35 protein-coding genes are annotated in these 23,272 nt (G+C 46.5%); 20 read left to right on the top strand and 15 right to left on the bottom strand.

Translation table 11 applies throughout. From position 1 onward, the window contains the following. Positions 1-36 precede the first annotated feature (36 nt). Positions 37-291, top strand: coding sequence for an excisionase family protein (gene xisR, locus J0L70_RS23340; RefSeq protein WP_287456049.1), 255 nt, complete (start codon positions 37-39; stop codon positions 289-291). Between the two features lie 81 nt (positions 292-372). Here xisR and J0L70_RS23335 read toward each other — a convergent pair whose 3' ends face one another. From J0L70_RS23335 to J0L70_RS23285, 11 genes are all read right to left on the bottom strand, one after another. Further along, positions 373-1,602: an Arm DNA-binding domain-containing protein gene (locus J0L70_RS23335; RefSeq protein ID WP_287456048.1), complete on the bottom strand. Its 1,230-nt coding sequence runs from the start codon at positions 1,600-1,602 to the stop codon at positions 373-375. A gap of 338 nt (positions 1,603-1,940) precedes the next feature. Continuing rightward, entirely contained in the window at positions 1,941-3,056 is a 1,116-nt protein-coding gene (locus J0L70_RS23330; RefSeq protein ID WP_287456047.1) for a site-specific integrase, read from the bottom strand. Between the two features lie 8 nt (positions 3,057-3,064). Further along, a complete protein-coding gene (locus tag J0L70_RS23325; protein ID WP_287456046.1) occupies positions 3,065-3,283 on the bottom strand; it encodes a hypothetical protein in 219 nt (72 codons plus the stop codon). Next, entirely contained in the window at positions 3,280-3,459 is a 180-nt protein-coding gene (locus J0L70_RS23320; RefSeq protein ID WP_287456045.1) for a hypothetical protein, read from the bottom strand. The genes J0L70_RS23325 and J0L70_RS23320 overlap by 4 nt, the downstream gene beginning before the upstream one ends. Beyond that, a complete protein-coding gene (locus tag J0L70_RS23315) occupies positions 3,456-7,115 on the bottom strand; it encodes a bifunctional DNA primase/polymerase (RefSeq protein WP_287456044.1) in 3,660 nt (1,219 codons plus the stop codon). Before J0L70_RS23315 ends, J0L70_RS23320 begins: the two co-directional genes overlap by 4 nt. Next, positions 7,115-7,507, bottom strand: coding sequence for a hypothetical protein (locus tag J0L70_RS23310; protein ID WP_287456043.1), 393 nt, complete (start codon positions 7,505-7,507; stop codon positions 7,115-7,117). Before J0L70_RS23310 ends, J0L70_RS23315 begins: the two co-directional genes overlap by 1 nt. 104 nt (positions 7,508-7,611) lie before the next feature. Continuing rightward, complete coding sequence (locus J0L70_RS23305; protein ID WP_287456042.1) at positions 7,612-7,782, bottom strand: hypothetical protein; 171 nt, start codon at positions 7,780-7,782, stop codon at positions 7,612-7,614. 91 nt (positions 7,783-7,873) lie between these two features. Continuing rightward, the gene (locus tag J0L70_RS23300; RefSeq protein ID WP_287456041.1) at positions 7,874-8,773 is read right to left on the bottom strand and encodes a hypothetical protein; all 900 of its coding nucleotides are present in this window, start codon (positions 8,771-8,773) and stop codon (positions 7,874-7,876) included. A gap of 62 nt (positions 8,774-8,835) precedes the next feature. After that, on the bottom strand, positions 8,836-9,003 hold the full coding sequence (locus J0L70_RS23295; protein ID WP_287456040.1) for a ribbon-helix-helix protein, CopG family: 168 nt from the start codon (positions 9,001-9,003) through the stop codon (positions 8,836-8,838). Between the two features lie 322 nt (positions 9,004-9,325). Beyond that, the gene (locus tag J0L70_RS23290; RefSeq protein WP_287456039.1) at positions 9,326-9,601 is read right to left on the bottom strand and encodes a hypothetical protein; all 276 of its coding nucleotides are present in this window, start codon (positions 9,599-9,601) and stop codon (positions 9,326-9,328) included. Between the two features lie 22 nt (positions 9,602-9,623). Continuing rightward, positions 9,624-9,902 (bottom strand): hypothetical protein, encoded by a 279-nt coding sequence (locus tag J0L70_RS23285; RefSeq protein ID WP_287456038.1) that lies wholly within the window; start codon positions 9,900-9,902, stop codon positions 9,624-9,626. 811 nt (positions 9,903-10,713) lie between these two features. Between J0L70_RS23285 and J0L70_RS23280 the strand changes: the two genes are divergently transcribed. The 17 genes from J0L70_RS23280 to J0L70_RS23200 all read left to right on the top strand — a co-directional run bounded on the left by J0L70_RS23280 (position 10,714) and on the right by J0L70_RS23200 (position 19,064). Continuing rightward, entirely contained in the window at positions 10,714-11,073 is a 360-nt protein-coding gene (locus J0L70_RS23280; RefSeq protein ID WP_287456037.1) for a hypothetical protein, read from the top strand. 92 nt (positions 11,074-11,165) lie between these two features. Then, positions 11,166-11,501, top strand: a complete 336-nt coding sequence (locus J0L70_RS23275) for a hypothetical protein (RefSeq protein ID WP_287456036.1) — start codon at positions 11,166-11,168, stop codon at positions 11,499-11,501. Positions 11,502-11,550: 49 nt separating this feature from the next. Beyond that, positions 11,551-11,793: a hypothetical protein gene (locus J0L70_RS23270; RefSeq protein ID WP_287456035.1), complete on the top strand. Its 243-nt coding sequence runs from the start codon at positions 11,551-11,553 to the stop codon at positions 11,791-11,793. Positions 11,794-11,912: 119 nt separating this feature from the next. Then, positions 11,913-12,947, top strand: a complete 1,035-nt coding sequence (locus tag J0L70_RS23265; protein WP_287456034.1) for a ParM/StbA family protein — start codon at positions 11,913-11,915, stop codon at positions 12,945-12,947. A gap of 3 nt (positions 12,948-12,950) precedes the next feature. After that, the gene (locus tag J0L70_RS23260) at positions 12,951-13,166 is read left to right on the top strand and encodes a hypothetical protein (RefSeq protein WP_017288177.1); all 216 of its coding nucleotides are present in this window, start codon (positions 12,951-12,953) and stop codon (positions 13,164-13,166) included. A gap of 43 nt (positions 13,167-13,209) precedes the next feature. Continuing rightward, positions 13,210-13,539, top strand: a complete 330-nt coding sequence (locus J0L70_RS23255) for a hypothetical protein (RefSeq protein WP_287456033.1) — start codon at positions 13,210-13,212, stop codon at positions 13,537-13,539. Between the two features lie 5 nt (positions 13,540-13,544). Next, positions 13,545-13,775 carry a hypothetical protein gene (locus J0L70_RS23250; protein ID WP_287456032.1) on the top strand — a complete coding sequence of 77 codons (231 nt, stop codon included), beginning with the start codon at positions 13,545-13,547 and terminating at the stop codon, positions 13,773-13,775. Positions 13,776-13,862: 87 nt separating this feature from the next. After that, positions 13,863-14,090: a hypothetical protein gene (locus J0L70_RS23245; RefSeq protein WP_287456031.1), complete on the top strand. Its 228-nt coding sequence runs from the start codon at positions 13,863-13,865 to the stop codon at positions 14,088-14,090. Between the two features lie 99 nt (positions 14,091-14,189). Next, positions 14,190-14,522 (top strand): hypothetical protein, encoded by a 333-nt coding sequence (locus tag J0L70_RS23240; protein WP_287456029.1) that lies wholly within the window; start codon positions 14,190-14,192, stop codon positions 14,520-14,522. Further along, on the top strand, positions 14,519-14,710 hold the full coding sequence (locus J0L70_RS23235; RefSeq protein ID WP_287456028.1) for a hypothetical protein: 192 nt from the start codon (positions 14,519-14,521) through the stop codon (positions 14,708-14,710). Before J0L70_RS23240 ends, J0L70_RS23235 begins: the two co-directional genes overlap by 4 nt. Positions 14,711-14,713: 3 nt before the next feature. Continuing rightward, positions 14,714-14,869 carry a hypothetical protein gene (locus J0L70_RS23230; protein WP_287456026.1) on the top strand — a complete coding sequence of 52 codons (156 nt, stop codon included), beginning with the start codon at positions 14,714-14,716 and terminating at the stop codon, positions 14,867-14,869. Further along, complete coding sequence (locus J0L70_RS23225; RefSeq protein ID WP_287456025.1) at positions 14,866-15,282, top strand: hypothetical protein; 417 nt, start codon at positions 14,866-14,868, stop codon at positions 15,280-15,282. Before J0L70_RS23230 ends, J0L70_RS23225 begins: the two co-directional genes overlap by 4 nt. An 11-nt stretch (positions 15,283-15,293) precedes the next feature. Next, a complete protein-coding gene (locus tag J0L70_RS23220) occupies positions 15,294-16,160 on the top strand; it encodes a hypothetical protein (RefSeq protein ID WP_287456024.1) in 867 nt (288 codons plus the stop codon). 66 nt (positions 16,161-16,226) lie between these two features. After that, positions 16,227-18,068 (top strand): ATP-binding protein, encoded by a 1,842-nt coding sequence (locus J0L70_RS23215; protein ID WP_287456023.1) that lies wholly within the window; start codon positions 16,227-16,229, stop codon positions 18,066-18,068. Positions 18,069-18,196: 128 nt separating this feature from the next. Continuing rightward, positions 18,197-18,427 (top strand): hypothetical protein, encoded by a 231-nt coding sequence (locus J0L70_RS23210; RefSeq protein WP_287456022.1) that lies wholly within the window; start codon positions 18,197-18,199, stop codon positions 18,425-18,427. Between the two features lie 3 nt (positions 18,428-18,430). Further along, positions 18,431-18,718 carry a hypothetical protein gene (locus tag J0L70_RS23205; protein WP_287456021.1) on the top strand — a complete coding sequence of 96 codons (288 nt, stop codon included), beginning with the start codon at positions 18,431-18,433 and terminating at the stop codon, positions 18,716-18,718. A gap of 16 nt (positions 18,719-18,734) precedes the next feature. Further along, entirely contained in the window at positions 18,735-19,064 is a 330-nt protein-coding gene (locus tag J0L70_RS23200; protein WP_287456020.1) for a hypothetical protein, read from the top strand. A gap of 57 nt (positions 19,065-19,121) precedes the next feature. Here J0L70_RS23200 and J0L70_RS23195 read toward each other — a convergent pair whose 3' ends face one another. Together J0L70_RS23195 and J0L70_RS23190 are read right to left on the bottom strand one after the other, a co-directional pair. Then, positions 19,122-19,610 (bottom strand): hypothetical protein, encoded by a 489-nt coding sequence (locus J0L70_RS23195; RefSeq protein ID WP_287456018.1) that lies wholly within the window; start codon positions 19,608-19,610, stop codon positions 19,122-19,124. 60 nt (positions 19,611-19,670) lie between these two features. Further along, a complete protein-coding gene (locus J0L70_RS23190; RefSeq protein ID WP_287456017.1) occupies positions 19,671-20,144 on the bottom strand; it encodes a hypothetical protein in 474 nt (157 codons plus the stop codon). 198 nt (positions 20,145-20,342) lie between these two features. On the opposite strand from J0L70_RS23190, the gene J0L70_RS23185 reads away from it, so the two are divergent. Then, positions 20,343-20,780, top strand: a complete 438-nt coding sequence (locus J0L70_RS23185) for a hypothetical protein (protein ID WP_287456016.1) — start codon at positions 20,343-20,345, stop codon at positions 20,778-20,780. A gap of 503 nt (positions 20,781-21,283) precedes the next feature. On the opposite strand, the gene J0L70_RS23180 is transcribed toward J0L70_RS23185, so the two are convergent. Both J0L70_RS23180 and J0L70_RS23175 read right to left on the bottom strand, forming a co-directional pair. Beyond that, a complete protein-coding gene (locus J0L70_RS23180; RefSeq protein ID WP_287456015.1) occupies positions 21,284-21,757 on the bottom strand; it encodes a Panacea domain-containing protein in 474 nt (157 codons plus the stop codon). 154 nt (positions 21,758-21,911) lie between these two features. Then, a complete protein-coding gene (locus J0L70_RS23175) occupies positions 21,912-22,472 on the bottom strand; it encodes a tyrosine-type recombinase/integrase (RefSeq protein WP_287456014.1) in 561 nt (186 codons plus the stop codon). 209 nt (positions 22,473-22,681) lie between these two features. On the opposite strand from J0L70_RS23175, the gene J0L70_RS23170 reads away from it, so the two are divergent. Then, positions 22,682-23,137 carry an IS1/IS1595 family N-terminal zinc-binding domain-containing protein gene (locus J0L70_RS23170; protein ID WP_287456013.1) on the top strand — a complete coding sequence of 152 codons (456 nt, stop codon included), beginning with the start codon at positions 22,682-22,684 and terminating at the stop codon, positions 23,135-23,137. Positions 23,138-23,272: the final 135 nt, after the last annotated feature.

Raw genomic sequence — 23,272 nt, 5'->3', positions numbered from 1 at the left:
AACCACCTTATCTCAAATCGCATCAGGAGATCTCCCGTGGCAGAATTCGTCAATAAACAAGAAGCGGCTACCTACCTCAGAGTCAGCAGTAGTACTTTGAAACGTTATCGCATGGAAGGAGAGTGGATCGAGGGTGTTCACTGGATTCGAGTGAATTGCCGCAGCATTCGATACAACCTGGATTTAATCAAAGACTGGCTCCAGAATCGCCACAATCCAATTCTGCACCAACAAGCAATCGAGCAATACTGTGCAGCAGTTGCAAAGGAAAACAAGAGACTGAAACACTAAGATTGCTTCAAGACTGCGATCTTAGAATATTTTTTACAGGACGAAGTAGACACACCCTTTCAGTCAAATGAAGGCGGCAGGCTACTCTTCATCAGGCTCCGATTCCTCTTCATCGGTCAGTCCAAACGAAGGTACGTCCACCTGTCGGATAGTTCCCAGATAATGTTGCTCAATAATTGCAACTGAAGTGCCGCACCACTCCGCCACTTGTTGGGGAGAAATTTTGTCTTCTAGACAGAGCGTGATAAAAGTATGGCGACAGTTGTACTGTGGCAAATACCGCTTCACTTTGCCTTCTTCCACCAACCGCTCCACGATCGGTCGCCAGGTCCGAGTCAGAAAATTCGCGGCATCCAGTTCCTTGCCGTTTCTGCCGCTAAACACAAGTTGCTCTGGGCGGCAGTCCTGCGGGCGAATCGCATCCAAGATTTTTTTCAGTTCCTCGTTAATCGGGAAGTAGCGTTCTACGTATGTTTTGGTTTCTTTACGCTGTCTCACATCCGTCGCGAATGCCTCGCAGAAGTGGATGTGAGCAATCTCAATGTGCTTCCATTTCAGCGCGATCGCTTCTTCGGGTCGGCATCCAGTATGAAGCAGGAACTTGACATAGGGCAAATAGTACGAATGAGATCGAGGTGTGTACTTCGACGCATAGGTATTATTCTCAAAAGCAGAGAGAATTGCAGCAACGCATCGCCGCGTGAACGGTTTCCGCGAGACTTTGCTTTTCTTCTTGATTTTGATTTCTTGTGCAAGTTCCTTGAACGGGTTCTCTGTGATCATCCGTTTGCGGATTGCCCAGTTTGCACAGGCACTCAGTTGCTTCAGTGTTCGCTTCGAGGTGTCAGCGGAGTAATTCTTGAGTAACCAAGCCTGAATTGCGATCGCTTCCTCCAAATACGGCTCTGGCATCTTGTGAAGGCGCTTCTCAATTTTGTTGTAATCTCGCAGGATTGTTGTCTTCGCTAGATGCACCTGCTGAAATTCGGTGTACTTCTCCCACAGATCGATCAGCGACGTTTTGGGCGGTGGCTCAACTTCCTTGGGGGTAATTTTGGGGGTAACGTCCGCGATCGCTGCCTGCGGCTTATATTTCTCCAGAGTCGGATCAAATCTTTCCTTGAAAATATCGTCTTCAATCAGGGACGCTTTGCGCTCTGCTAGTTGCCAATTCAGGGGCGTGTCTGCCAATCCGGTCGAGAGGTAATAGCGTTTGCCTGCTACTCGAAACACGAGTTGAAGCCGCTCATTAGAAACCTTGACCTTGACTGAACCTTTGAAAGCTTTGCGGGACGGGGGTTTGTCATACATCAGTCTCACCTCTAGTAGGAAAACATTTGTACGATAGTTTTACCCCCAATTTACCCCCAAAACCAGCCCAACCCTGACCAATATGACCCAACAACAAGAAGCAGTGAACCTTTCGATCCACTGCTAAAAGCCTTTCTGGGCTTGGTTTTCCTTAATGGCTCAGGCGAGATTTGAACTTGCGACCTTGGGCTTATGAGACAGCAGTAGTAAAAAGCCTGTACCACAGCGATACAGGCTAAATCCCTTATGAAATCAGGCTTTTTCGGTTGAGCGAATGTACTAAATTGTCCTGAGTTGTTCTGAAATATTGGCAAAATCTAGGGGTAATTTAGGGGTGTTTATGGCGGTAATGGTCGATCGGGTCTTTGCATTGCTAAATCGAATGCCCTCTGATGTACATCATCAGAAATCCAGTAGTGATAGATGTTGCAGTGAACTTGGTAGGAATGTCCCATCTGTTGTGCTGCGAGTTCGACGGGAATCCCAAATTCAATCGTTCTGACTGCCCATCGATGGCGCAAATTGTACGGTTTTTTGAATCCGTACCGAGCAAAAGCCTTTGTAACGCGATTCCCCAGAGCCGAATTGTCTTTTCCCGTAACCGATGGGAGCTTCACATCCCATAGTCGCCATTTATCCCACCATTCCGGATAGACCGCCCAAACGCGCCTAGATCCTGTTTTTCCACCGCCGTTGTCGTCATCTATCAAGCTCAGTACTGGCGAGTCTTTCAGCCGTTCCAAATCGATATGAAATAGCTCATGATTCCGTAGTCCATAAGTCGTCATGATTCCAAATGCCCAACCCCATGACTCATTTTTGCTATTGATGAGATCTCGCCATTCGCTAATCTCTTTATCAGTCGGCAAATCTCGCGGGGTTAAGCGTTTGGGATTATAGTCGCCTTTAAGTGCAGCTGCATTGAGGTCTATCACCCCGGCAAATTTGGCAAATGCTTCATAAGCAATGCAGTACTTTTGCCGATTGCGGGTGTCTGGTTCAGTTTCGAGGATTACTTGCCGCAACAGCTCCGCCGTCAATGGCTTCTCATGCGGCAACCTGGTAAACGGTTGTAGATAGTTTGATCTCCAAGTCGTTTCAGATTTTGGTGTCCGCGATCGACGATTAAAGTAATCCTTCTCAAATAGCTCAATCCATTGCCCTGTAAGACGTGTAGTTTTAATTTCTGCCTCACGTCTTAGCTTTTCATCCCAATCGAGCCAGTTAAATTCGTTCAAATCAATCTGCGATCGAATTTTCCGCGCTTCTGCTTCTGCTTTTTTAAATCCTGAAGGATTGGCATAAACATGAAGCGCAATTTCCCTTTGCTTTCGCTGAGTTTCACCGGGTTTAGGTGGAAAGATGCCACGCAGGTGCAAGCGATCGCCATTCTGTTCAACGGACACACCAATTTTTGCCGCCTTGAGGCGTGCATTCACTTCTTTTAGGTTCATTGGATTAGTTAGTAAGATTTGCGCTTCTCAGGCGGGGTTTCTAGCTGCTTTGAGCAGCGTTCTACATGAAACTGGTATCGAGGGAGTTTCGAGTTAGGAGGCGTTACGTCTCGAACGTGGTAGCCCATCTTGAACAATCCTGATCGATTTAACTCTCTCAGTTTTTTGGCAGGCAAATCAAGAGCGATCGCCGCTTCATTCGTGAAATACCAAATTTTCTGGCTCATCTTTTTCGATTTGCTTTGTAATGTTCAAAAGTTGTCAGCGATCGCTCTGCAAGAAGGAGCAATTTGATCGATCCGGGACGTTTCGCAATGCGATCGATTAATCTGTGGCAGCGCAAGCGCACCTCGTTCAGTGTTTGAGAGGGTTGCTCGTTATTCGATTCGGGATTATCAATCATGCTGCTTGTGCCTCCCAACCTGGCGGAGGTGTTTCGTAGCGTTCCTTCTGTTCCCGTCGTCTCTGTCGATCGTCGCGTTCGGTTGCAAGTCGATCGCGCAGTGCCTCAAGAATCAATTCAAGATTTTCTCGGAAGTAAGCAGAGCCACTGCATTCCATCAGAAACCAAAAGACAAAGTAAAACGTTTTAGACTTGCTGAATCGCTGATTACCCTTGCGATCGAATCCGTTCTGATTCAGCCCCTCAGTCTCAACTCGGATCGACTTCCCACCGCGCTCGTAACCCAGATAGGACATACAAGCCTTGAGATGATCAAAGAATGCTTTCTCCGAGTCGATTAGCGGGAACAGCCGAATCAGTTCAGAGTTTGCCTGAAACTGCCGATATAATTTCACGATCGCTGGACTTAGAGCGCGAAAAGAGTTCACGTCCGCTTCGACTTCCTTGATGTTTGCGATGGATGCCAAAGAACCAAGATTGAGCGATCGGAACAATTTGATATTTTGCAGCCGCTTAAAGTTGCCAGCGTTGTAATGCGTCGGACGTTCGCGCAAGTACTGGAGCAAATCACGATCGTCCTGCTCGTTTGGTTCGGTTGCCATCACGTAGTTTTTAAGCTTTTCAACTCGTCGTGAGTGAAATAGCTTTGTCATGTCGATCGCATCCAGCGCTAATTCACCTTTAGCGCTGAGCAGTAAACGATCAAGCTTTGCGTATTCTGCAAAAGTATTCGTTCGTCGTTGTGTCAGCAAGAACCACTCTCTGCGAGCATCCACAAGCGCTTGCCAATCGTCAGGACTATCAGATTCAGCATAAAAGCGCTTCAGAATATCAAGCCGCTCGTCTAAAATCTCGATCGCGTCGGTGAGTTGCTCAATGTTTGCAGCAAGTTCGGATAGCTTGACTCGAATGGCATCACAGCCACCTAGCCTATCAATCTCTGCGTTTGATTGTCGCACTTGAATTTCAGACTGTTCAAAATCAAAGATCGCTTTCTTTGCAACTTTTGGGTACTTCCCGCCGAATTCAGCCAGTTTGATGTCCCAAACTTCAGAATTTAGCGTCGGTTGCTTTTGCTCATCAATCAGTCTTAAACCGTTACTTAGATTAGCTTTCAGGATTTTCTCGCACTCCTCATTTTTGAGGATCTGGGAATCCTTGCGCCATTCAGTGACGCGATCGTTCTCGACTTCAACCGCTTCAACCGCCTCGAAGAAATGATCGAGCAGATGCCGCATATATTCGGACGTAAACGCCTTCTCAATACCGCGTGTGAGTTCTTCCCAAATCCCCCATCCTTGAGCCTCTAGAGGCGCGTTGAAGCCTAGATCCGCGAATGTCTGTCTGATTTGTTCCGTCCATCCTCGGATCTTATTGCCGTCTAGAGATGGTGTCACACATTCGGGACTGCCTGAATGCCTGGGTGCTGAGACGTACCATTCAGGACATTGCCGACAGCGCCCCAACATTTGCAGCATTTGGGTAGGTGCAAGCGTTCCGGTACAAATCAATAAACCTCGATCGAATTTGGCTTGGATGTCTAGTCCGCTTTGAGCCGTCGGAGTGTAAATCACAGCCTGAATCTTGCCACTCTCGATCAATTTGTCCGGGTCAGGCATGAAGCCTTTATTCTGCTCTGGTGTTTCAGAGCAAACGATCCAGGTTTTAACCCCTTTCGACTTGAGGTAGCGATCGAGCATTTTGGCGATATGGATTGAATCGACTGCGATCGCAATTCGTCCTAACTTTTCCTCAATCCACTGATCAATCAGCGGGTAATAAAGTCCTTCATGGCTGAACGAAATATCACCCTTCCGGTTGCGACACTCCAGCCATTTGATCTTGACGGGAGACTTCTTAAATTCTTGGTTCAAAATCTGCATTGAACCCGATCGATACTTCCGCACAACTCTGATATCAACCCGACTCAGAAAGGCATCTGCCACAAGCAGCGAGGCACATCGAGAGATCGCATCAGTGAACTGTGGCAATTCGGCTGTCTTGCCCAAAATCTCTTTACGGATTCCGCTAAATTCGTCAATCACAAGGATTTTGCTCTGCCACTCAATATTCGTCACGGCATAAGTTTTCAGCGAATCGGGAGCCATAAAGTAAATTCCAGGCTGATCGATTCGCAGCATTCTGGCATGTTCGCCAGCATTATCTTGATAGTGGTACGTGCTGAATCCAAGCTCTTTGGCTTTCTCTGCCGTCTGCCGTAACAACCCATTTCGGGGTGCAAGCCAAACGATCGCTTTATCTTGATAGGGAATCAACGATCGCAGCATTGCTGTAGTTTTTCCCGCTCCAAGCCAACCTTGTAAGCAGGTTGTTTCCCAAAATAAATCGATCATCGGTGCAAATCCTTGGTATGCCTGAAATCGAATTTCGTTGCCCTTAACAAGAGTTGGCAGTAAGAAATCTCGCTGCAAATCATTCCAGAATTGACGGAAGCGCAATACCCGCTTGCTGATTAAGCGATCTCGATCGGATTGTTCAGATTTAGGCTGTGATTCAGTCTCAGGAAGTTCGTAACCACCGGCAACAGAGATCGCTAAGGCTTCCTGTTGAATCCGTTTTGTATCGCATCCAGCCCAACATTTATAAGCACCTGTGTCGATTCGGATATGGAGAGAATCATCGGAAGTACCATTGTGGGCTGGGCATTTGCACTCGATCCAGTCGCCTTCAATCCGATACCCAATTAAGCGATCAGCAAAGTTGCGAATATCCCAAGGGTTATCGATCGGATTAGTGGGGGTCGATTGACTTGCGCTCTGTCCGCTCCGCTTCTGTTTGCGAGTTTGGTTCGCGATTTCATCCTTTGTCGGAAAAATGCCGATCGCTTCTAGACTTTCAACTTCTGCCGGGGAACTCCAACCGATGCGACGATAAGGATTCCCGTTTGGATGAATGGTTGGAGCTAGTACAGTAAAACGCCCTTCCCAGAGTGCTTCACCGATATGTTCACCGTCGATCGTGGTTGAAAAATTGGTGAACGCCGGCTGATTTTGAGGGCATACAGCAATTCGCCACCCACCGGAGCCAGTGCGCTCGATCCAAGCATCCTCTAAGTTGTTAGCGCTGATGATTCGCTGAACATCACGATCACAGTCGTCCTGGCTCGAATAGTTCTTTGCATCAAAATCGATCCAGACTACGCCTGAATGCCCTCCAAGCGTACCGATACCCGTTTCAGGATTACTAAACCATTCTCGTAATTCCCATTCGTAAGGCAGTCGATTCTGATATGTCTTGTGATTTAAAGATCTCGCTCTACCATTGCGATCAAGGTAACTCGGATTCTTTCCGGTGAAACGTCCGATCGGCTGTAACTTCTCGTCAAGACGGCAATAATCGCCTTTCACGGGTGCAACAAAATCGCCAACCTTAGTTTGAGAAATCCGGCAGTAGTCGCCTTGAATCGCTGGCTGATTTGGACTGACTTCTTTGAAGCGCACGATCACAAAGTGCTGATGATGACAGCCTTCTGCTCTTGGATCTTGCTTCGGTGCAACTGGGATTGGAGGACAGCCGAGGGCTAAAAGAGCTTCGATCGTCGCGTGAACGCCTGGATTAGAACTGTAGATTGTTCTAGGATTTCCACCGACTTCGACTGATTGAACTTTGCCAAATCCTTTAGAGGAAAAACCCATTAGTCAAGTCCTCCCCCGAGCGCAGATTCCGCCGCCGCCCAAATTCGAGCGATATCAGTCGGAACGCCACGATCGTCCAAACTCCAATCGAGTCGAACAGTCCAATCGAATAACTCGTAAGCTTGATCCTTTGGCAATTCAAGTCGAAGCGTGAATGTGCCGTAGCACAGGCAGTAGCGATCGCCCTCAAACTCTGAACGAACTGGTTCGATCGCTAATTCCGGTTTAGGCTTCGGTCGTGGTTTCGATCGCGGCGGATTAGTCGGGCGTGTCTCTTTCGGCTGTAGATTTTGGGGCGAAGTATTGTTGGGAAAGAGTCTAAGTTGGGAATGGTTTTCAAATTTGTTAGAATTTGAGTGGGTTTTCTGCTTAGCTGTCGAAAAAATCATCATAGAATTAGAGCGTACCTACGCGGTACGAGCGCCCTAAATAGCGAGCAAGTTTGCCGACTGAAATCGCTATTTCTAAGGGTTTGATAAGAGAATCCCTTCAAGGCTTAAGCCGCTTTGGAGGGGTTTTTTGATGGTGAAGCGCACAAATAGCTATAGATGGCTTTTCTCGCGATCGCGCTTGCATTTGAATTCTCAAATTTTGCTCGATCTTTCAGTGCCTCCCAGTCAGTAGGAGCAAGGCGAACAGGTAACACAATCCGTTTGATTTCTGCCATTGGTACGAATTAACTCTTATACGTAAGATAGAAGGACTCAATTTGCGATCGCAACTTTTGTGCAACTAAGTTTTTTCTTGTAACGTTTTTGTTACACTCCAAATCCTTTCCCCACTTTTTTGGCTTTACGTGGGGCTTTTTTGCCGCTGGGTAGCAATTGTCCATTCCGAAACACCGTCTGGTTAAACCCAGGCGTATTTCTGATAGTTCTTCCCCAACGCTTAAGTTCTCGCTGGAATGCTTGGTAAGCCTTACTAAATCGAAAGGTTTCATCTTTCGATGCAGTTAGCGCTGATATACCTAGTAGCGCTTCGGATAATGGCAACGACACATGATGATCTTTTGATGCCCGTATAGAATTGGCAGATTCTAACCATCTTGCTGTGTGTTGCATCACCTTGTAGCTGTCTGTATTGGAATGGCGAATTTCTTCACTGGCATTCCCTGTAGCTAGTCCTGACACAAAAAAGTCGGCATCCAAGATCGAGGCTTCCCATGCAAACCAGAGATCAGCAGGGGTTTTGAAATCTTGTTGCAGTTCAGCACTTCTTGGAAGCAACTGAACCGCCAGATCTAAAACAACTTTGGAAAGCTCGGCTCTTGGTTTTACTCGAACTTCGTCAGAGAACAGAAGCTCAGCAGGGATTTCTTTGTCTCCTGGATTTAAATATCTGAGCCACTCGGACAGCGATCGATACCACTTCATTGTTCCGTCATACACGGCAATTTGATCCGTATGACATACGCACTGCTCGAAGCCATAGCGGTAAAGCAGTATTTCAGGCAGAAATCGAATCAGAACAAGGTAATCGTCCCACTCAGCAGTTTTATTTCGCCATCGAGCAACGGACTGCCCAAACGAATCTGCAAAGCCGTGAAAGAATTGCATCTTACGCTGTTGATATACAACGTTCAACGCTTGTTCGTGATGTAACTGTGCTTGAATTTCTGCACGGGTAAGGGTATCTCTACGGATCGGTTCTTTACTCAAAATCCACCTCTGTTTCAGTGATGAGATCTCACTCCTGAGTGATTAATCAAAATCGTTACTTTTTACGCTGCCTTTTTCGAGTCTTGGGCTTCTAGCTCGGCTAGATAACGTTCCAAAGCTACTCGAATAATCTGATTGCGAGGTTTACCTTGCTTCCGTGCTGCTGCATCAATGCGATCGCGGAAACCCTCGACACAACGAAACGGAACGGGGGGAATTTTTGAAGCCATGTTGAAAACCAGTGTAATACACCAGATATGGAATATTCTAATCAGTTTTTAGTAGCACGATCGCTCAAACTACCATTTTGCAATGATTTCGCCCTAGTGTTATCAGGTTTCGTGATTATAAGCTCCGCTTTTGGGGCTTTTTTAGCTGCAAAAGACACCAAATAGCTGCTGTTTAGTACCAACTGTCCCCGTCTCCCACCGCACATAGCCCAGAAAACGATAAGAGATACTAATTTATGGTCAAGGGTTGCAGTACTGCGGTCGTCTTTTGGTGCAAGAGTGCGATCGCTCAGTCAATCTGTCCAGGCTTTTGATTTCGGCATTACCTTTCTCTGAATTGTTGCTCGATCGCTGTGACTTCTGTTTCAGTCAAGTTGAATTCTGCGATCGCTGCTTCTCGTTGCGCTTCAGCCAGTTTGAACAACCACATAGCCTCAGACTCATTGCGTGGTTTGAAAACACTATCGGGATATAGGTATTCGTAACCGAGCGATCGCAACCGCGCCTCAATATCTGCAAGTTCTAGATCCGGTAGGGATTCCCAGTCAATTTGCTGAGGATCGAAATCCGTTTCAAATGGACAGATGAAAAATTTCATAACGATCGATCCTCGCTGTCGGTTAATTCTCGGCATCTGCGCGATCGTTCTCCTGCTCAGATTTTTTCGGTGGCTTCCCTGCACCTAATCGTTTTCCCCCGCGTGTTTCACCTAGCGGCTCTGCATCAGGTGGAATAACTCCGTTAATTTTCCCGTGCTGGAAAATCAAATCTTCGAGATATTCATTGATAGATTTCCCGGTGCGATTTGCTAGTTCCTTAATCGCATCGATACATCGTTCGTCTAGTCGATATCCCGCGTTCTTTCGTGGCACTGTCGTTGGCGTTTGAAAAGTATTCATGTCTCCTCAATACATTGAACCGTATAAAACACAGCATAATCCCTTTTATTCTCGAAGTAATAGTACTATTACATTGATTTATCTTATCAAAGTGCTAGTATTTTATGCTGCTTAGAACTGTTATTTGATAACTGTTTAAGCCTATTTTAAGAGCATTTTAGCAGCATAAGCAGGTTCAATGTAATAGTGCTATTACTTTGAAAAGAATCGAGCTATATTAGTTTTGTCGGTGGGAGAGACAACCCACACGGCGGGGGTGAAAGACCCTCACGGCGGGTTCGCTCAACGGATGCCCCGCGTAGACAAGAAGACTGAAATAAGTCCGGGGTGACTGGTAAAGGACTCTAAAGCGGGATTGCAACCGCCACGAACACAACCACGAGATTTCAGCGATCGCGCTTTTGCCTTCGGGCAAATCACACCTTACCGAGGTTTCAAATGAAAAAGCTCGTGATAACGCTCACATATGGCTATAGCGGAATCCTTCCTTCCAGCTCTGGCACTTTTAGGGTGATCAGCGTATCCGTAACGTTTACAAACGAATGGGAGTTAAACCCGTCGATTCCTATACGCGAGCAGATCGCGCAACACCTGGAAGAGTTAGGTTCTCAGTGCAAGACACACTTTGATTCTGCCGAGGCTTGGGAGTCTACGCCTTGCGATGCCCTTAATGTTGCCAGAAGCCTTCTCGGAGTTATCACGCATTCGATGCTCGTAATCGACAACGAATAGATTTCAGCGATCGCGCTTCTGCAACAGAAAGCGATCCGCTGGACTTCCAGTCAATCAACACTATTTGAGGAGCGAAGAAATGTTAGATTCCGCGCAAATTGCAGAGCGAGTTAAGCAACACTCTTGTGGGACGGGGACTGATGACAGTGTTTGGTTCATCAACCCCAAGACTGGCGAGCCATTTAACGGCTTTGTTTTCCCTAAGCGCTTTCTCGAAATCGCGATCGCCGCACAGAGTGATCCTCGTTTTGATGTGGATCACAGTGTTTCTCCAATAGGCGAATGGCTCACAGCGATTCATCTGCCTGAGTTGTATGGAAGCGTTTTTGTGGTACTGCACTTCAAGCCAGATAGCGACACGGTAACGATGTCTGAGTGTGCATCAGGCGAGTTTGAATCCTTAGATCAAGTTCATTCACTGCTTCTTGCACTCAAGTAGATTTCAAGGTTCAGTAATTTTCCCAATCAAAAAGCCGTCCCCAGACTCGCAATCGTCGGACGGCTAAACCCAAATCACCTAGGTTTCAGTCAATGTTAAACCCTTCTGAACAAATCGAACAGTATTTCGGACTTGATCGCTCTCCTTGGAAATTGCTCAATCTGCAAAGTCGATTGAAGAAAGCCAAATCGCCAGAAGCAAGAGCAGCAATCAATCAAGAGATTGAAAACACAGTGCGATCGTTAGCACTACTTTACTCCAATCTGCATCAAGAAGGCTATCAATCCGGACTTGAATTTGGCAAGCAGAACGCGCAGTTTTATGCGGATGCAGAGCAGTATCAGCAACGCGCACCACATCTAAAAATCGAAGTTCGTAGACACGAGCGTACTCCGGTAATGGTCGTAAACGGTAGAACAATCGATTAGGTTCAGTCCCCCGGATACTCAGAGCTTCATTCAATCAAAGGACAAAATTATGACTTCAATTCCAAAAGTTCAATTCAGCGAAATCCCCGATGGAATCGATCCAGAACTCTACAAAGAGGTTGCGATCGCAGCTTTCCAAGGCTTGCTATCAAATTCGGCTGTTGTTCAAGCGATGCAGGCAGAAGATTTTCATGCGATCGCAAAGTATCAAGATTTCAACCCCTGGCAGAATCGGATTGCTGATCTCGCTCTCGAATGTACCGATTGTTACTTGCACAGGTTAGTCGATTAAGAGCGATCGCAGAGCTAGATAACCTCGGTTGGTTCTAGCAACCACTCATAACCAATTCAGGCAGCTAGAACCAACCCAAACCAATTACAACCACTAACGAAGAACAAAAACAGGTAACTATGAATATTGTTCGGCAGCTAGAGCCAGTCACAACCAATCACAGCCAATTTCAACCACTCGGTTTAGACATTGGCAACGGGGCAACAAAGTTTGTGATCGATGCCCGTGAAATCCTTATCCCGTCTTATGTTCATGCGATTCATGACATCGGTTCGACTGATCCAGAGTTGGGATTGATTGAATATCTCGGAGGTGATCGAACAGACTTAATCGGCTCCAAATGGTTTGCTGGAAAATCAGCCGCTCAAGTTGCACCTTTAACTTTTCAGCGAGTCGTTGATGATGCAAAAGGAAAGATTAAATTTGCACTTCAACTGCTAACAGGCGCGATCGAGACAATGCCACATCAGTTGCGGTGGAAGTTTGCGATCGTGCTTTCGTCCCAAGATTCACAAACATTCGGGGATGAATTAGCCGATTCGGTGCAAGGTGTTCACAGTATCCGATTTCGAGGCTCTGACGTGACGCAGATTGAAATCGATGTGCTGTCAGTTGTTGAAGAAGGCATCGGAGCGATCGCCGTTGCCAGCGCTGATATCGACATCAAAGGGACAACGATTGTAAACGACTTAGGCAACGGAACGCTGATTGCATCGGTGTTTCAAGGTGGAAAGCTGGTCGATCGTAAAGTGATTCTACGAGGTGTGGAACCGTTGATCGATGACATTGCCAACCACAAGGAAACCCGCAAAAAGCTATCGACTCCAGCCAGAAAGGACTTGATTCGAGCAGGGATTGAGAACAAAACCTTTGACTATGGCAACGTCGCTGTTACTGGGTTCAACTTTGAGCAAATCTATCTTGCAGAACTTAAAGAGTGGATTGTTTCGGGCTTAGCTCAATTGCTCAAAGCAACCTCGGAATGGAGCGCGAACGCAGACGCTTCGATCGCCATTGGAGGCGGGGCGCAACTGCCAAAAATCACGCCGTTGTTAGTTGCTAAGGGGATTACCCCGATCGCTGATTCTCATTGGAGCAATGCGCGGGGATTGTTCAAATTGGCTCAACTGAAGTTGCAGAAAGGAGGCAAATAGAGCATGAGAGCAACGATCAAGGCTTATCAGCGTGATTATGTTCGTCAGATTGGTTCATTGATGGGGACAGACGATCCGACTGAGATTATTTCTCGGATCATTTCCGATCATCAAATGCGGTTGCTAGGTGTCTCTGTCCCAGAAATTCAGAATGATGCTGTGATGTCTCAGGGTAATAGTTCAGAAGTGGATGAGAGCCTGTTAGGACTACTTGGTTAATGAGCTTTGCTCAGACTGAATTTTCAAGCTTGGAGAATCACCCATGTCAGACACGTTTGAGCAAATCAAAGCTTTCTATCGATCGCACTGGGAACAGCTTTCTATCTTCGATTTAAGTATGCTGGCTTCTCATTGTGCGATGACCATTCCGACCGGGAACGCGATCGAGCTTTCCCACTTTGACGGATTTATGCACCGTCGAAAGTCGATCCAACCCGTCGATCGCACCGATGCAATTGAGGTTTTGAAGCTTGTCACTGATTTCTTAGCTGAGCGTCTGAAGTCAATGCCACAAGCAGAGATTGAAGAACTCGATCGAGTGCAGAGGGTATTGTTGCAAGCTTCCGAACTTCCAAAACGACTCGATAACTGAGATTCATGAAAGTCGGTAATTTCGTTTATTGGCGCAAATGTCCAGGGCATTTATCACAATTTGCGAGAAACCAAGTCATTGAAGTTCAAGGCGATCGCGCTCGACTGAGATTCTTTGCAACTTGGTGCAATATTGCAGATTTGCAAATCGTTGAGCCGACTGAAGCAGAAGAAAGCTTCTGCAACCTCTACCATCAGCCGATTACAAATCACTGGACTGATTATGACGACTGGTAAACATCAAAAACCAATCGCTTTGCCCTAGGAAAGTTCAGCGATCGGTTCTATCCCCAAACATTCACACATTCAGAGGACTTTTTCATTATGAGACTTCAGGACATATTCGCGGGACTTGTCGCACTCAGTTTGGGTGCTGCGATCACATTGATTGCCTTGCAGCCAAAAGAAACCTTGCAGCACATTCGATACGAGCAAGACGGCAAGGAAATCGACAAGTCAACTTACGATCGCGAGTTCAAAAAGAACCCTGCATCTGTTGCTGAATGCACTCGCGACAACGCTACGAGCGAGGTGCAATGCGCTGGGGGCTAGGGCTAGACAATAACCTGCGATCGCTCAATTCCTCGAAGAAACCAGCGATCGCTACTCACAACTTCTCACAACAAATACACGAACGGAGAAATCGAGATCATGGCTAACTCAATCGGCTATTACGGCGGAAATTACGACATCACTGAGATTAAGGAATTCGCAGAAAAATTTGAGGATGCAGCAGGTAATTGCAGTCTGTCTGATAACGATCAGGCAGCATTGACGGCAGTGTTGGCGGTTCATGCTTGGGGTTTGAAGTCCGGGCTACAAGATGATTTTTGGACAAGTGTTTCGGACGCGATCGGGGATGGCGTTGAAACCTCAATGGAGAACGAAACAGCAAACGATCCAATGCTGTTTGCACTGGAAAGCTTATCGACTCTGACAGACCCGATTCAGTGTTGGGCAGTCATCGCTTGGTTAATTCAATGATCGACCTCAAAGACGAATTCATTCCACACCCGCTCGAACACATGGCTTCAGAGCGGGTGAAAACAACAATGCAGCAGATCCGTGGCATCGTCGAAAATTCAGGCTTGGATGAAGACGAGCTACCTGATCTGCAATTCCTGATCGAAGACCTTGCCAATGATTTAGAAAACCTAATCCCGGAGGATTAAACCGTGAGCAACTATCACCGTGATGACGGATCGATGATGAGCGGGATTTTCGTATTTGGCTGTGTCCTGCTCAGTTTCGTCGCTGGCTACTGGGTACGTGACCAGGGCGTTCTATTCAAGGTTGAAGTCCCACAGACAGAACAACGGAGGGCGAAATGAGCCTACACAAACAGCTTTACCTCTACGCCCGAAACCTTGGATTAGGTCTATTGCTTTTCTCTGCCACAGTCGGAGGCTCCCAATTATTCATCAAAGCAGGTAAACAGCATCAAACCGATGTGAAAACCGCAGAGATTGAGCAGCGCGCGCAAATCGCAGAGAAGCAGGCAGACGCGCAAGACAGAGAGGCTAAAGCCTTTCAGAAAGCAGATCAATTAAACATCGATCGGCTGATTGTTGGCAATCTTAGCCGCGAGCAAATTAAAGCCGACAATCCAGCGTGGAAGAATCACCCGACTCAAACTCGATTGATTTTCGATAAGTTCGAGCGCTGTGCAGGAATTTGGCGCGATCGCAAATTCACGCCGGATACAACCGTCTGCAATAACCCCGATCATCCCTTACTCAAATAGGAGCAACACTCATGGCACTTCGTAGCGCTCAAAATAATTCAACTCAGACAAAGCCTGAATCGTCCACTAGGCAGCCATCAAAAGCGAATCACAACACTGAGCCGACAGCAGATGAGTTATTTGGCTCAATGGCAGACTCGATCGCGTGGTTCTTTTCCCGTCCAGCCGACCTTTACAAATGGTGTACGGCTCCACGCGGGGGACAGCGAATCTTTCTCGGTTCAATCGCTATTTACTTCTGGTTATGCTCTGCCGAGTCCTATTGGCAGGCGTTAGCCATCGGCAATTACTTCTCTAAGACGGGCAAGTTTGATGGCTCATACATTGCCGAAACTCACCCGTCATTCATGCCGAAACCGTTCAGTCCCAATAATGGCAACATTCAGAATATTGGGATTGCTTTTGCTGATCCGAACTTCTACGTGACGGGCATTATCTCGATCGTTGTTCTCGGAGTTCAAGCCAACTTGCAGCGCGGTAAGAAGTCTGTCGCCAAGGCAAAGCAGGACTATGAATCGGTGAAAAACTTCCGAGTGGGTGAAGTTCCAAAAGAAGCGATCGACGTGGTACACATCGAAGCACAAGCCTACAAGCAAGCAGGTACATCCAATCACAAAAAGATCTCAGGCGCGGTTCGAGCTTCCTATGCTGTGGATGTTGCAGCAGCGATCGCTCCGCTTCATCGGTTTATGTTCCTTAGCCCCGGTGCTTTTGTTACCTGCGCGATTTGGACTTACATCAACGTACTTGCTGCTGAAAAGTTTGTAGGTCTATGGCAAGCCAATGAGGACATTATCAAAGCCGAGGGAGACTCGAAGCGCTTCCCCAAAGTGCTGAACTTTAGAAAGCCTTCTGCCAACAAATCTGAATCTGCATAGATACGACAAAGGGGAGCCATCACACTCCCCTTTTTTCCATTCAAGTTCCCCGGTGAGGTAAATCAAATGGCTCTAAGCAAGTTTAATCCGCAACTGATGCACGATGATCAGCTTCTCCCTGCAACCTTGCTGGAGATGGGCGACACGCTCAACTTCATCGAAACCCGTAAACATACCCTACGCAATGAGATCAAGACATCCAAGATTGATGCTGGAGTGGGTAAAGTTTCAGGGCTTGCAGGAATTGCAGGCGGAGGCGCGTTACTCATTCTCAGCAATCCACTAGGCTCACTCATCGTTGCAGGAGGAGCGATCGCCTATTCGATGGCAGTCTTTGCCCAATGGTTGCAAACTGGCAAAGTTCAAATCATGCCGCTATCCAGCAAGACCCAAGCCGAGCGTGATGTTGAGTTGTCCAGTTCAACCGAAACCGGAAACGCTTACGATGTCTCTGCAATCCAGGGGCAACGCGATTCAATTCGAGAAGATGCAGCCTACTTGAGCGATCGCGAAAAGGTTGAGTATGAATTACTCCACTTCTCGCCAGAAGGCTTAATGTCAGCAATGAATCACGTTCACCCAACCCAGAGATGGGCTTGCTATCAATTCCTCATTGATGCGTTTCTCGCGGGTACAATTCAGAGCTATTTTGCAAATCCCCAAGCATTGCGAGATGTTTTGGGCAATCCGCAAATTTATACAAGCCATCTGCCAGAAGCATCGAAGCGATTCCCTCAATATGGATTACAGAGCGCAGGCGCAATCAGAGCCGAAGATGCGATCGCATCATTTCAACCGGCGGCAGTGCCCACAATTGGGGCGAATACCCGATTGAATGCGGTAGAGGTGCAATCCTCGCCAATGATTCAAAGTGTTGCTTCTATGGCTCAAAAACAGGGAACAGAGGACATTGCGAAATCCCTCGCTGAACATCTGCAATCGACTTTGATTGTCGGACAACCGGGGGCGGGAAAAGGGTTGACGATCGCTTATGCGACTCGCTGGATCAAACAGCTTCATCCTGATTGCCAGATTTGGGCGATTGATCCGAAGTCAGATCCGGCAGAGGCGGACTATTGGAAGATGTGCGATCGCTTGCTGCAATGTCCCATTCGTCCGTTCACGCCTGCTGAAGACATGGAAGCCATTCAAGACGCGATCGATAACTTCATTGCAGAGTTTCAGAACTCACATGCACCAATGAAGCTGCTGATTTTTGATGAAGCCTTAGCGGTGAAGGAAAAGACCGGGAAGTGGTTCAAGGGGCTGATGGCAGGGTTTAACGCGCTTTGTTCAATGGGACGGAGTTCTAAACAGTACGGCTGGCTTGTGAGTCAATCACCGAATACTGATGACTTTGGGATTAGTGGCGGAACTCGCAACGTTTACAGACGGGTGTTGTTGTTGGCGAAATCGAATCAAGGTTTGATTGCAAATCGATCGACTTTCTTTTCTGGTGAACCAACTCAATCCCAACTGAACGAAACCGGGCGAGTGTACTTCGACTCGATTACAAATTCGTGGGGAATCACTCCGGTTTATCCCGACTTGGTTCGAGATGTTCCTGCAAATTCGGAGCCTAGAACAGAGCCAAAATCTCGCAGGATTTCACTCGAATCTTTAATGCAATCGACTGAAGCTGAACACCCGATCGAGCAGTTCTATCACAGTGATTCTGTTGCATCAGACGAGGCTGAATCTGACTCGTCAGAACTCGCAATCAGAGCAGAAATCAAACGTTTCTTACTGGCAAATAGCGAAGGCTCTAAACCTCGTGACCTTTCTAATAAAGCGCGATCGCCCGTTCGTAAAATGCCTGTCGAGGAAATCAAGCTTTATCTCGATGTGATGACACTCGAAAATGAAATTTACGAGGTTGATGGAACGTATTTTGCTAACAGCAATTAGCCTCTGTATCAGTCTGTAGCAGGTAGCAAAAACATTCGTGTAGCAGAGTGTAGCAACGATGATACAGATGCTACAGCCTCTTGCTACAGTGCTACAGCTTGCTACATGCTACAGTGCTACACTCCAAAATGCTACAACGCTACACTCTACGATCGCGCAATCAAACTATCAACAAATACTCAACTGTGCACCACAATTTCAAACAGAAGCTAGCCGCTAAAGGCTGGCAATTTCTACGCAACGGCAAAGGCTCACATCAACTCTGGCAGCATCCAGAACGCGGCGTTATTTCGATATCGATTCGTGCTGGAAGAATGCAGATCGCACGATCTCTTGAGCGCAAGTTATTCGGACTCTGAAAAATGAAACTCTCTGAAATTTTGAATCAATTACTCGATCGAGGATTTCACCCTCAAATTTGCAGCAATGGCGACATCATTTGTCGAATCAATCTAGATTTTGAATCGTTCGGCTTTACCCTCGTTCTCGGTGAATTTATTCGCTGTATTGCTTGGAGTACTTACGCTGGACAGAGTTACTTCGATCGTGTCTTTCCCAATTTGGAGCAAGCAATCTTTGCGGCGATGATGGCTGCAAGTTTGGATGACGCAAGATTGGCTCTTGACGTTGCATCGATTGGACAAAAATAGGAACACAACAGTTGCTATGAAAATCGCATCATTCAAAATCCCAGAATTCTCGCACTTCGATCCGATCGGGGTAATGTTCAAATCGAAAACCAAAGCAGGAAACGATCGCGTATTTTTCTGGGTTGCTCCTTATCAAGAAAAGCCAGAGCGCCTATATCGATGGATTCCGATGTACGGACAATCGATCCGAACTGGCATATGGAAAGAGTTGTCGATCGAATCTGCGCTGCCATCCAAAAAGCGAAGCCAGCTCCAAGAATTTTGGCAAGCTCAAGATATTGGGCTGTGGATTACTCAGTCGAAGCGACTTGCTGAGTTGAACGCCAATCTTAGAACATCTGCATAAATTAATCCCGGCGATCGTTGGAATGCGATCGCCGGGATTTTTGCGTCCATGAGCGCATTAACCCAGGATTTCTTGCACCGGGAATCCATAATCCCGACCAGCAAGCTTTTGTGTATCACCTCGGAAAAAATCGGCTTCACTTCTTGAAAGCAAGAAAATAGCTGGTTCACCTTGCTTGTGAAGAACACAGGGCAAACGATCGGGCTTAATGCCCAAACTAAGACTAGGCTTTTGCTTCAGTTCATATTGCTTTTCGTTGATCGATTGACTAAGCGTTTCAAATTCTGTCATCAACTTGAACAATTTTCGACTGCCTTCATTAATGCGATCGCCCAGTTCTCGCAACCGATGCACATCTTCACCCAAATCAATTTCAACCTGCTTCAACCGTTCCTGCTCTCGAACCGTAGCGAGTTGTGATTCGATGCGTCGCTTTTGATTTTCTCGCTCAGCAATGCGCGATCGTATTTCTTGCTCGCTGGATTGAGCAGCGGTTAATTCGTCGATCGTTGCCTGCAATTCTTTTTCAAGTTCAGCAATTTTCATTTTGAAGTCATTTCAAAAACATGTGTTCTATTTTGAACCAATTTAAGAGAAGGCGATCGCTCACCGAACTAGACTAGGCTCAACCTTTGCCAGATAATCGCGGAAAAGTTGGCGCGCGGTTTTATGATCACCTTCGATCGTCATATTGCACAGCCACCATATCGTTTTGCTTTGATAGCATCGCGGTTGATCTGTTGCAATTAACCGTCCCAAGTGTTCACAATTCCAGCCCGTTAGAGAGTAGTTCCAGTCAGCAAAAACATGGAGCGCGTGTTTTAGTCGCTCGATCGTTTGCTCTGGAGTGAAAACGAGGTGATCAACCCCGATAACGAGCTTTGCATCAAGCCTTTCAAATGAACACAATCCGCGTCCTGTATCGAAGATGTGAGTATCGGACAAGCCAATTCCGTAATGCCAAAACGGATCAGGCGGATTTTGCCAGTTGAGCAATCTTCCATATCGTTCACTCGAAGGGTTAGCAAAGCGATCTATTTCCTCCATTGCCTTGGCAACTCTGTCTAGGGATAATGTCATATTTATTCTTTCTAAATGTATAAATTCACCTCATATTACTTGTGGCGATTAGAGGCGATCGAGCGATTCATCAAATCTTCTCGATCTCGATTTTCAGTTCCATCTCCCCAATTCGACGCGATCGAGAAGATTCAGTAAAGCTTGATGATGTAAGAAATATCACCCGTAGAATGGGGTGTTTTTTGCTGAACCGAGATTATGACCATCACTAAGGAAGATATCGCACAGGCTATACAAATCAATCCAGATCGCATCAGAGACTTTTATCAGAACGGCAATGTGATTCGCGTTTTTCTCACGGATACCCAAGAGGTTTTGACCGTGAATCTGGATAAATGCCAGCCTTTTATCGAGAAGAACCAGGCAGCTACGCCCAGACCACGGCAAGAAGAGGGGGCAATCATAACTTCTTGGACAATTACTAAAGGAATTCTTGGGGCGATCGCGATTCTTTCACTTGGCATTGGCGCGATCAGAATCATTGCGGATATGACCACTGAGCAGCCTAGCGAATTCAAAAGAATGGCAGATGAGGCAGAAGCCAAAGAGATAATTTATGAGCAGTCGTTATGTAATAACGGGAACAAGGAATCTTGCGCCAAGGTAGATGAGCTTTGGAAGAAACGCAAAAAATAGCGATCTTGCTTTGAATAAACGCACGATCGAATAGTTACGCTAAGCGGTTCTCTTAACTATGCTTTGTATTTGATAAAGAGGATCTCGTTTGTTTCTACTGATAAAGGTTGTGATCAGGGTCTAACCAAACAACATAAAAGATTTCTTCTATGAAGAATCCGTGTACGCGACCATGTTCATTCGAGGATAGTGAAAACTGATAGGGTTTATCAATTAACTGATCCTCGTTCGGAATACCAAAAGAAAGTTCGCACGTATCCTCCCAAGCAATTGGGTGGCATCGAAGAGACTTGTTACCGCTTTGTTTTAAGTCTAAAGAGTTCCAGCTAGACAAATCACGTAATCTTTCAAGCAAAATCATCAAGTATGTTGAATCACGACCGATTACTGAGAAGCGATCGTGATTCAGTTGAAAATATTTGTACGAGAAGCTTATTCCAGAGGGAGGAGAGAGTTTTGTTGGTTTAATCCTGGATGAAGAATCGCGTGGAATTTGTGTTTTACTAAAACGCTGCTTCTTCTGCTTCGACACGAGATCCGTAGTACTCCTTCATCCAGTTTTTCTCAATAATTGCGGTAGAAGGTATATCCATTGGTAGTCCGCCACGGGCACGAAGCCAAGGCTCTTCCACATGAGTCATTCGCTCAAGCTCATAGCCATCACAAGCAAAATACTCTTCAGATACTTCTTCTAAGAAATCTAAAACATTATTGAGATTCACGCCAAGCTGCTCTCTGTCAACATTTTTACGAATGGGCGACCATCCAAAGCGCTTAAACTCATGATAGAGAGAAGGAATAACAGGCCCATGCACCCATGCTTCAAAATCCTCATCAAAAAGAGGCTCTCCATTGAGCGCCAAATGCCATGCCTGAGCATAATAGACCAGTTTTTGAAGCTTAAGGTTACTGACAAACGAGCCTGTATCGTTTGCTAGGCAAATAAAATATTCTGCTACGTCAAAACAGGTAGGCATGATCAACTTCCTGCTTAAGTTTTTGCATATCCTTTATAAGCATACGCAATTTCGTTCCCAAAAAAGGTGCATGTTAGTACACTTGTGTATTAATTTGTGACACCCTAATCTTGCACCCTAAGAAGAAAAAAGTGCACATCTTTCTCTCAGAAAATTACCCGATGTAGTGGCTCACATTCGTAATGTCCCGATGTCCGCTAATTTGTGCGATTTCGTGCGGTGCATAGCCTTGTTTATGCAAATTCGTGATGCCACTTCGACGAAACGAATGAGTAGACGCGCCATCAATACCAACCAGATCGCAGGCTTCTCTCAAAATCTCATCTGCCATCCGTGCCGTTAGATGTCCGGTCTTGCTGCCACGTCTGCCGGGGAATAGATAAGGAGAATTGACGGAGCCGCGATCGCTCATCCAATCGTCAAGGAACGGCTTCAAATTTGCATCGATCGCAATCTGGCGAGTCGCACCCTTACCCTTCGTCGTTGCCTTGCGAAATGTGATCACACCGTTCTGGATGTCACTCACCTGCAGCTGGACACATTCACTGATCCGGCAAGTGGTGAAGTAGCAGATTGCGAAAATGCAGCGATCGCGATTCGTCTGCAATCCTTCCGAGAATAATTTAGGCAACTCATCCACGCTGAGTATTTTTGCCTTGCCGTGACGGTTCACTTTCTGAGCAACTTGCGGCTGAAAGTTTAGATCGAAGTTCATCTGTTCTGTCTCAAAGATCACTCCTCAATTGTACTTCCGAAAATACCATTTTCGGAAATAGAGGCATCAAAACCTTATTCTTTCGTGTTTTTCGCCAAGTCTCATCAAAATCGCTTTGACTATTGAGAATGAACCCCTTTTATTGAGAAAACAGGGTTATCTTGGTTATCATTTAAGACTTAAAATGAGATGAAAATGACGAGAAGACGATGAGCCAAGAAAAAACGGTGATGGTAGGAACTCGTGTAAGTACGAACATTGAGCAGAGAATTAAACAACTTGCAGAGAAAATGGGCATCACACCTGCTCGGCTCATTGGCAATGCGATCGCGCTTTATTTGGGTGATGAAGTTGCACCTTCACCTGTCGATCAATTGTCTGAGCTAGAACAAACCGTCTCAGCATTGAATCGACGCATCTCAAATCTGGCTCAACCCCTAGAGATTGACGAGCAATTGACTGCGTTAAAACGTGAACTGGCAGACATGCGATCGCGCATCGATAAAATTTCAGCACCCGTAATCCGTCCGCGCTGTCCAGAGTGCAACTGGCATCAACCCCGAAAAAATGGAACTCGATCGGACGGCTCTCAACAATGGATTTGCAATCGCTGTGGGCGAAGTTGGCATCAAGAGCTTGTGCTGCATACGATCAACCAAAATTAGTCGATACATGAGGTGGAACCAAAAAGCTGGACAGGTGAATAAGCTACCCCCCCTCAACCTCATGGTAAGAGTAGATTATGAGCCAAAACAAACGCAAACAACACAGTGCCCAATTCAAAGCCAAAGTCGCACTTG

Origin of the sequence: Leptolyngbya sp. UWPOB_LEPTO1 (assembly GCF_017302695.1) — a bacterium.
GTDB classification, from domain to species: Bacteria; Cyanobacteriota; Cyanobacteriia; order Leptolyngbyales; family Leptolyngbyaceae; genus Leptolyngbya; species Leptolyngbya boryana.
This window is presented reverse-complemented; position numbering and strand designations above follow the sequence as displayed.

Excerpts from the sequence above, each read along its gene's own strand:
- J0L70_RS23225 (WP_287456025.1), top strand. The coding sequence starts at position 14,866 with ATGAGCCTACACAAACAGCTTTACCTCTACGCCCGAAACCTTGGATTA.
- J0L70_RS23295 (WP_287456040.1), bottom strand. The coding sequence starts at position 9,003 with ATGGCTTCAAAAATTCCCCCCGTTCCGTTTCGTTGTGTCGAGGGTTTC.
- J0L70_RS23195 (WP_287456018.1), bottom strand. The coding sequence starts at position 19,610 with ATGAAAATTGCTGAACTTGAAAAAGAATTGCAGGCAACGATCGACGAA.
- J0L70_RS23255 (WP_287456033.1), top strand. The coding sequence starts at position 13,210 with ATGTCAGACACGTTTGAGCAAATCAAAGCTTTCTATCGATCGCACTGG.
- J0L70_RS23280 (WP_287456037.1), top strand. The coding sequence starts at position 10,714 with ATGTTAGATTCCGCGCAAATTGCAGAGCGAGTTAAGCAACACTCTTGT.
- J0L70_RS23325 (WP_287456046.1), bottom strand. The coding sequence starts at position 3,283 with ATGAGCCAGAAAATTTGGTATTTCACGAATGAAGCGGCGATCGCTCTT.
- J0L70_RS23265 (WP_287456034.1), top strand. The coding sequence starts at position 11,913 with ATGAATATTGTTCGGCAGCTAGAGCCAGTCACAACCAATCACAGCCAA.
- J0L70_RS23215 (WP_287456023.1), top strand. The coding sequence starts at position 16,227 with ATGGCTCTAAGCAAGTTTAATCCGCAACTGATGCACGATGATCAGCTT.
- J0L70_RS23240 (WP_287456029.1), top strand. The coding sequence starts at position 14,190 with ATGGCTAACTCAATCGGCTATTACGGCGGAAATTACGACATCACTGAG.
- J0L70_RS23245 (WP_287456031.1), top strand. The coding sequence starts at position 13,863 with ATGAGACTTCAGGACATATTCGCGGGACTTGTCGCACTCAGTTTGGGT.
- J0L70_RS23175 (WP_287456014.1), bottom strand. The coding sequence starts at position 22,472 with ATGAACTTCGATCTAAACTTTCAGCCGCAAGTTGCTCAGAAAGTGAAC.
- J0L70_RS23315 (WP_287456044.1), bottom strand. The coding sequence starts at position 7,115 with ATGGGTTTTTCCTCTAAAGGATTTGGCAAAGTTCAATCAGTCGAAGTC.
- J0L70_RS23305 (WP_287456042.1), bottom strand. The coding sequence starts at position 7,782 with ATGGCAGAAATCAAACGGATTGTGTTACCTGTTCGCCTTGCTCCTACT.
- J0L70_RS23180 (WP_287456015.1), bottom strand. The coding sequence starts at position 21,757 with ATGCCTACCTGTTTTGACGTAGCAGAATATTTTATTTGCCTAGCAAAC.
- J0L70_RS23220 (WP_287456024.1), top strand. The coding sequence starts at position 15,294 with ATGGCACTTCGTAGCGCTCAAAATAATTCAACTCAGACAAAGCCTGAA.
- J0L70_RS23275 (WP_287456036.1), top strand. The coding sequence starts at position 11,166 with ATGTTAAACCCTTCTGAACAAATCGAACAGTATTTCGGACTTGATCGC.
- J0L70_RS23335 (WP_287456048.1), bottom strand. The coding sequence starts at position 1,602 with ATGTATGACAAACCCCCGTCCCGCAAAGCTTTCAAAGGTTCAGTCAAG.
- J0L70_RS23210 (WP_287456022.1), top strand. The coding sequence starts at position 18,197 with ATGCTACAACGCTACACTCTACGATCGCGCAATCAAACTATCAACAAA.
- J0L70_RS23250 (WP_287456032.1), top strand. The coding sequence starts at position 13,545 with ATGAAAGTCGGTAATTTCGTTTATTGGCGCAAATGTCCAGGGCATTTA.
- J0L70_RS23320 (WP_287456045.1), bottom strand. The coding sequence starts at position 3,459 with ATGATTGATAATCCCGAATCGAATAACGAGCAACCCTCTCAAACACTG.
- J0L70_RS23270 (WP_287456035.1), top strand. The coding sequence starts at position 11,551 with ATGACTTCAATTCCAAAAGTTCAATTCAGCGAAATCCCCGATGGAATC.
- J0L70_RS23235 (WP_287456028.1), top strand. The coding sequence starts at position 14,519 with ATGATCGACCTCAAAGACGAATTCATTCCACACCCGCTCGAACACATG.
- J0L70_RS23260 (WP_017288177.1), top strand. The coding sequence starts at position 12,951 with ATGAGAGCAACGATCAAGGCTTATCAGCGTGATTATGTTCGTCAGATT.
- J0L70_RS23170 (WP_287456013.1), top strand. The coding sequence starts at position 22,682 with ATGAGCCAAGAAAAAACGGTGATGGTAGGAACTCGTGTAAGTACGAAC.
- J0L70_RS23200 (WP_287456020.1), top strand. The coding sequence starts at position 18,735 with ATGAAAATCGCATCATTCAAAATCCCAGAATTCTCGCACTTCGATCCG.
- J0L70_RS23190 (WP_287456017.1), bottom strand. The coding sequence starts at position 20,144 with ATGACATTATCCCTAGACAGAGTTGCCAAGGCAATGGAGGAAATAGAT.
- J0L70_RS23290 (WP_287456039.1), bottom strand. The coding sequence starts at position 9,601 with ATGAAATTTTTCATCTGTCCATTTGAAACGGATTTCGATCCTCAGCAA.
- J0L70_RS23330 (WP_287456047.1), bottom strand. The coding sequence starts at position 3,056 with ATGAACCTAAAAGAAGTGAATGCACGCCTCAAGGCGGCAAAAATTGGT.
- J0L70_RS23310 (WP_287456043.1), bottom strand. The coding sequence starts at position 7,507 with ATGATGATTTTTTCGACAGCTAAGCAGAAAACCCACTCAAATTCTAAC.
- J0L70_RS23285 (WP_287456038.1), bottom strand. The coding sequence starts at position 9,902 with ATGAATACTTTTCAAACGCCAACGACAGTGCCACGAAAGAACGCGGGA.
- J0L70_RS23185 (WP_287456016.1), top strand. The coding sequence starts at position 20,343 with ATGACCATCACTAAGGAAGATATCGCACAGGCTATACAAATCAATCCA.
- J0L70_RS23205 (WP_287456021.1), top strand. The coding sequence starts at position 18,431 with ATGAAACTCTCTGAAATTTTGAATCAATTACTCGATCGAGGATTTCAC.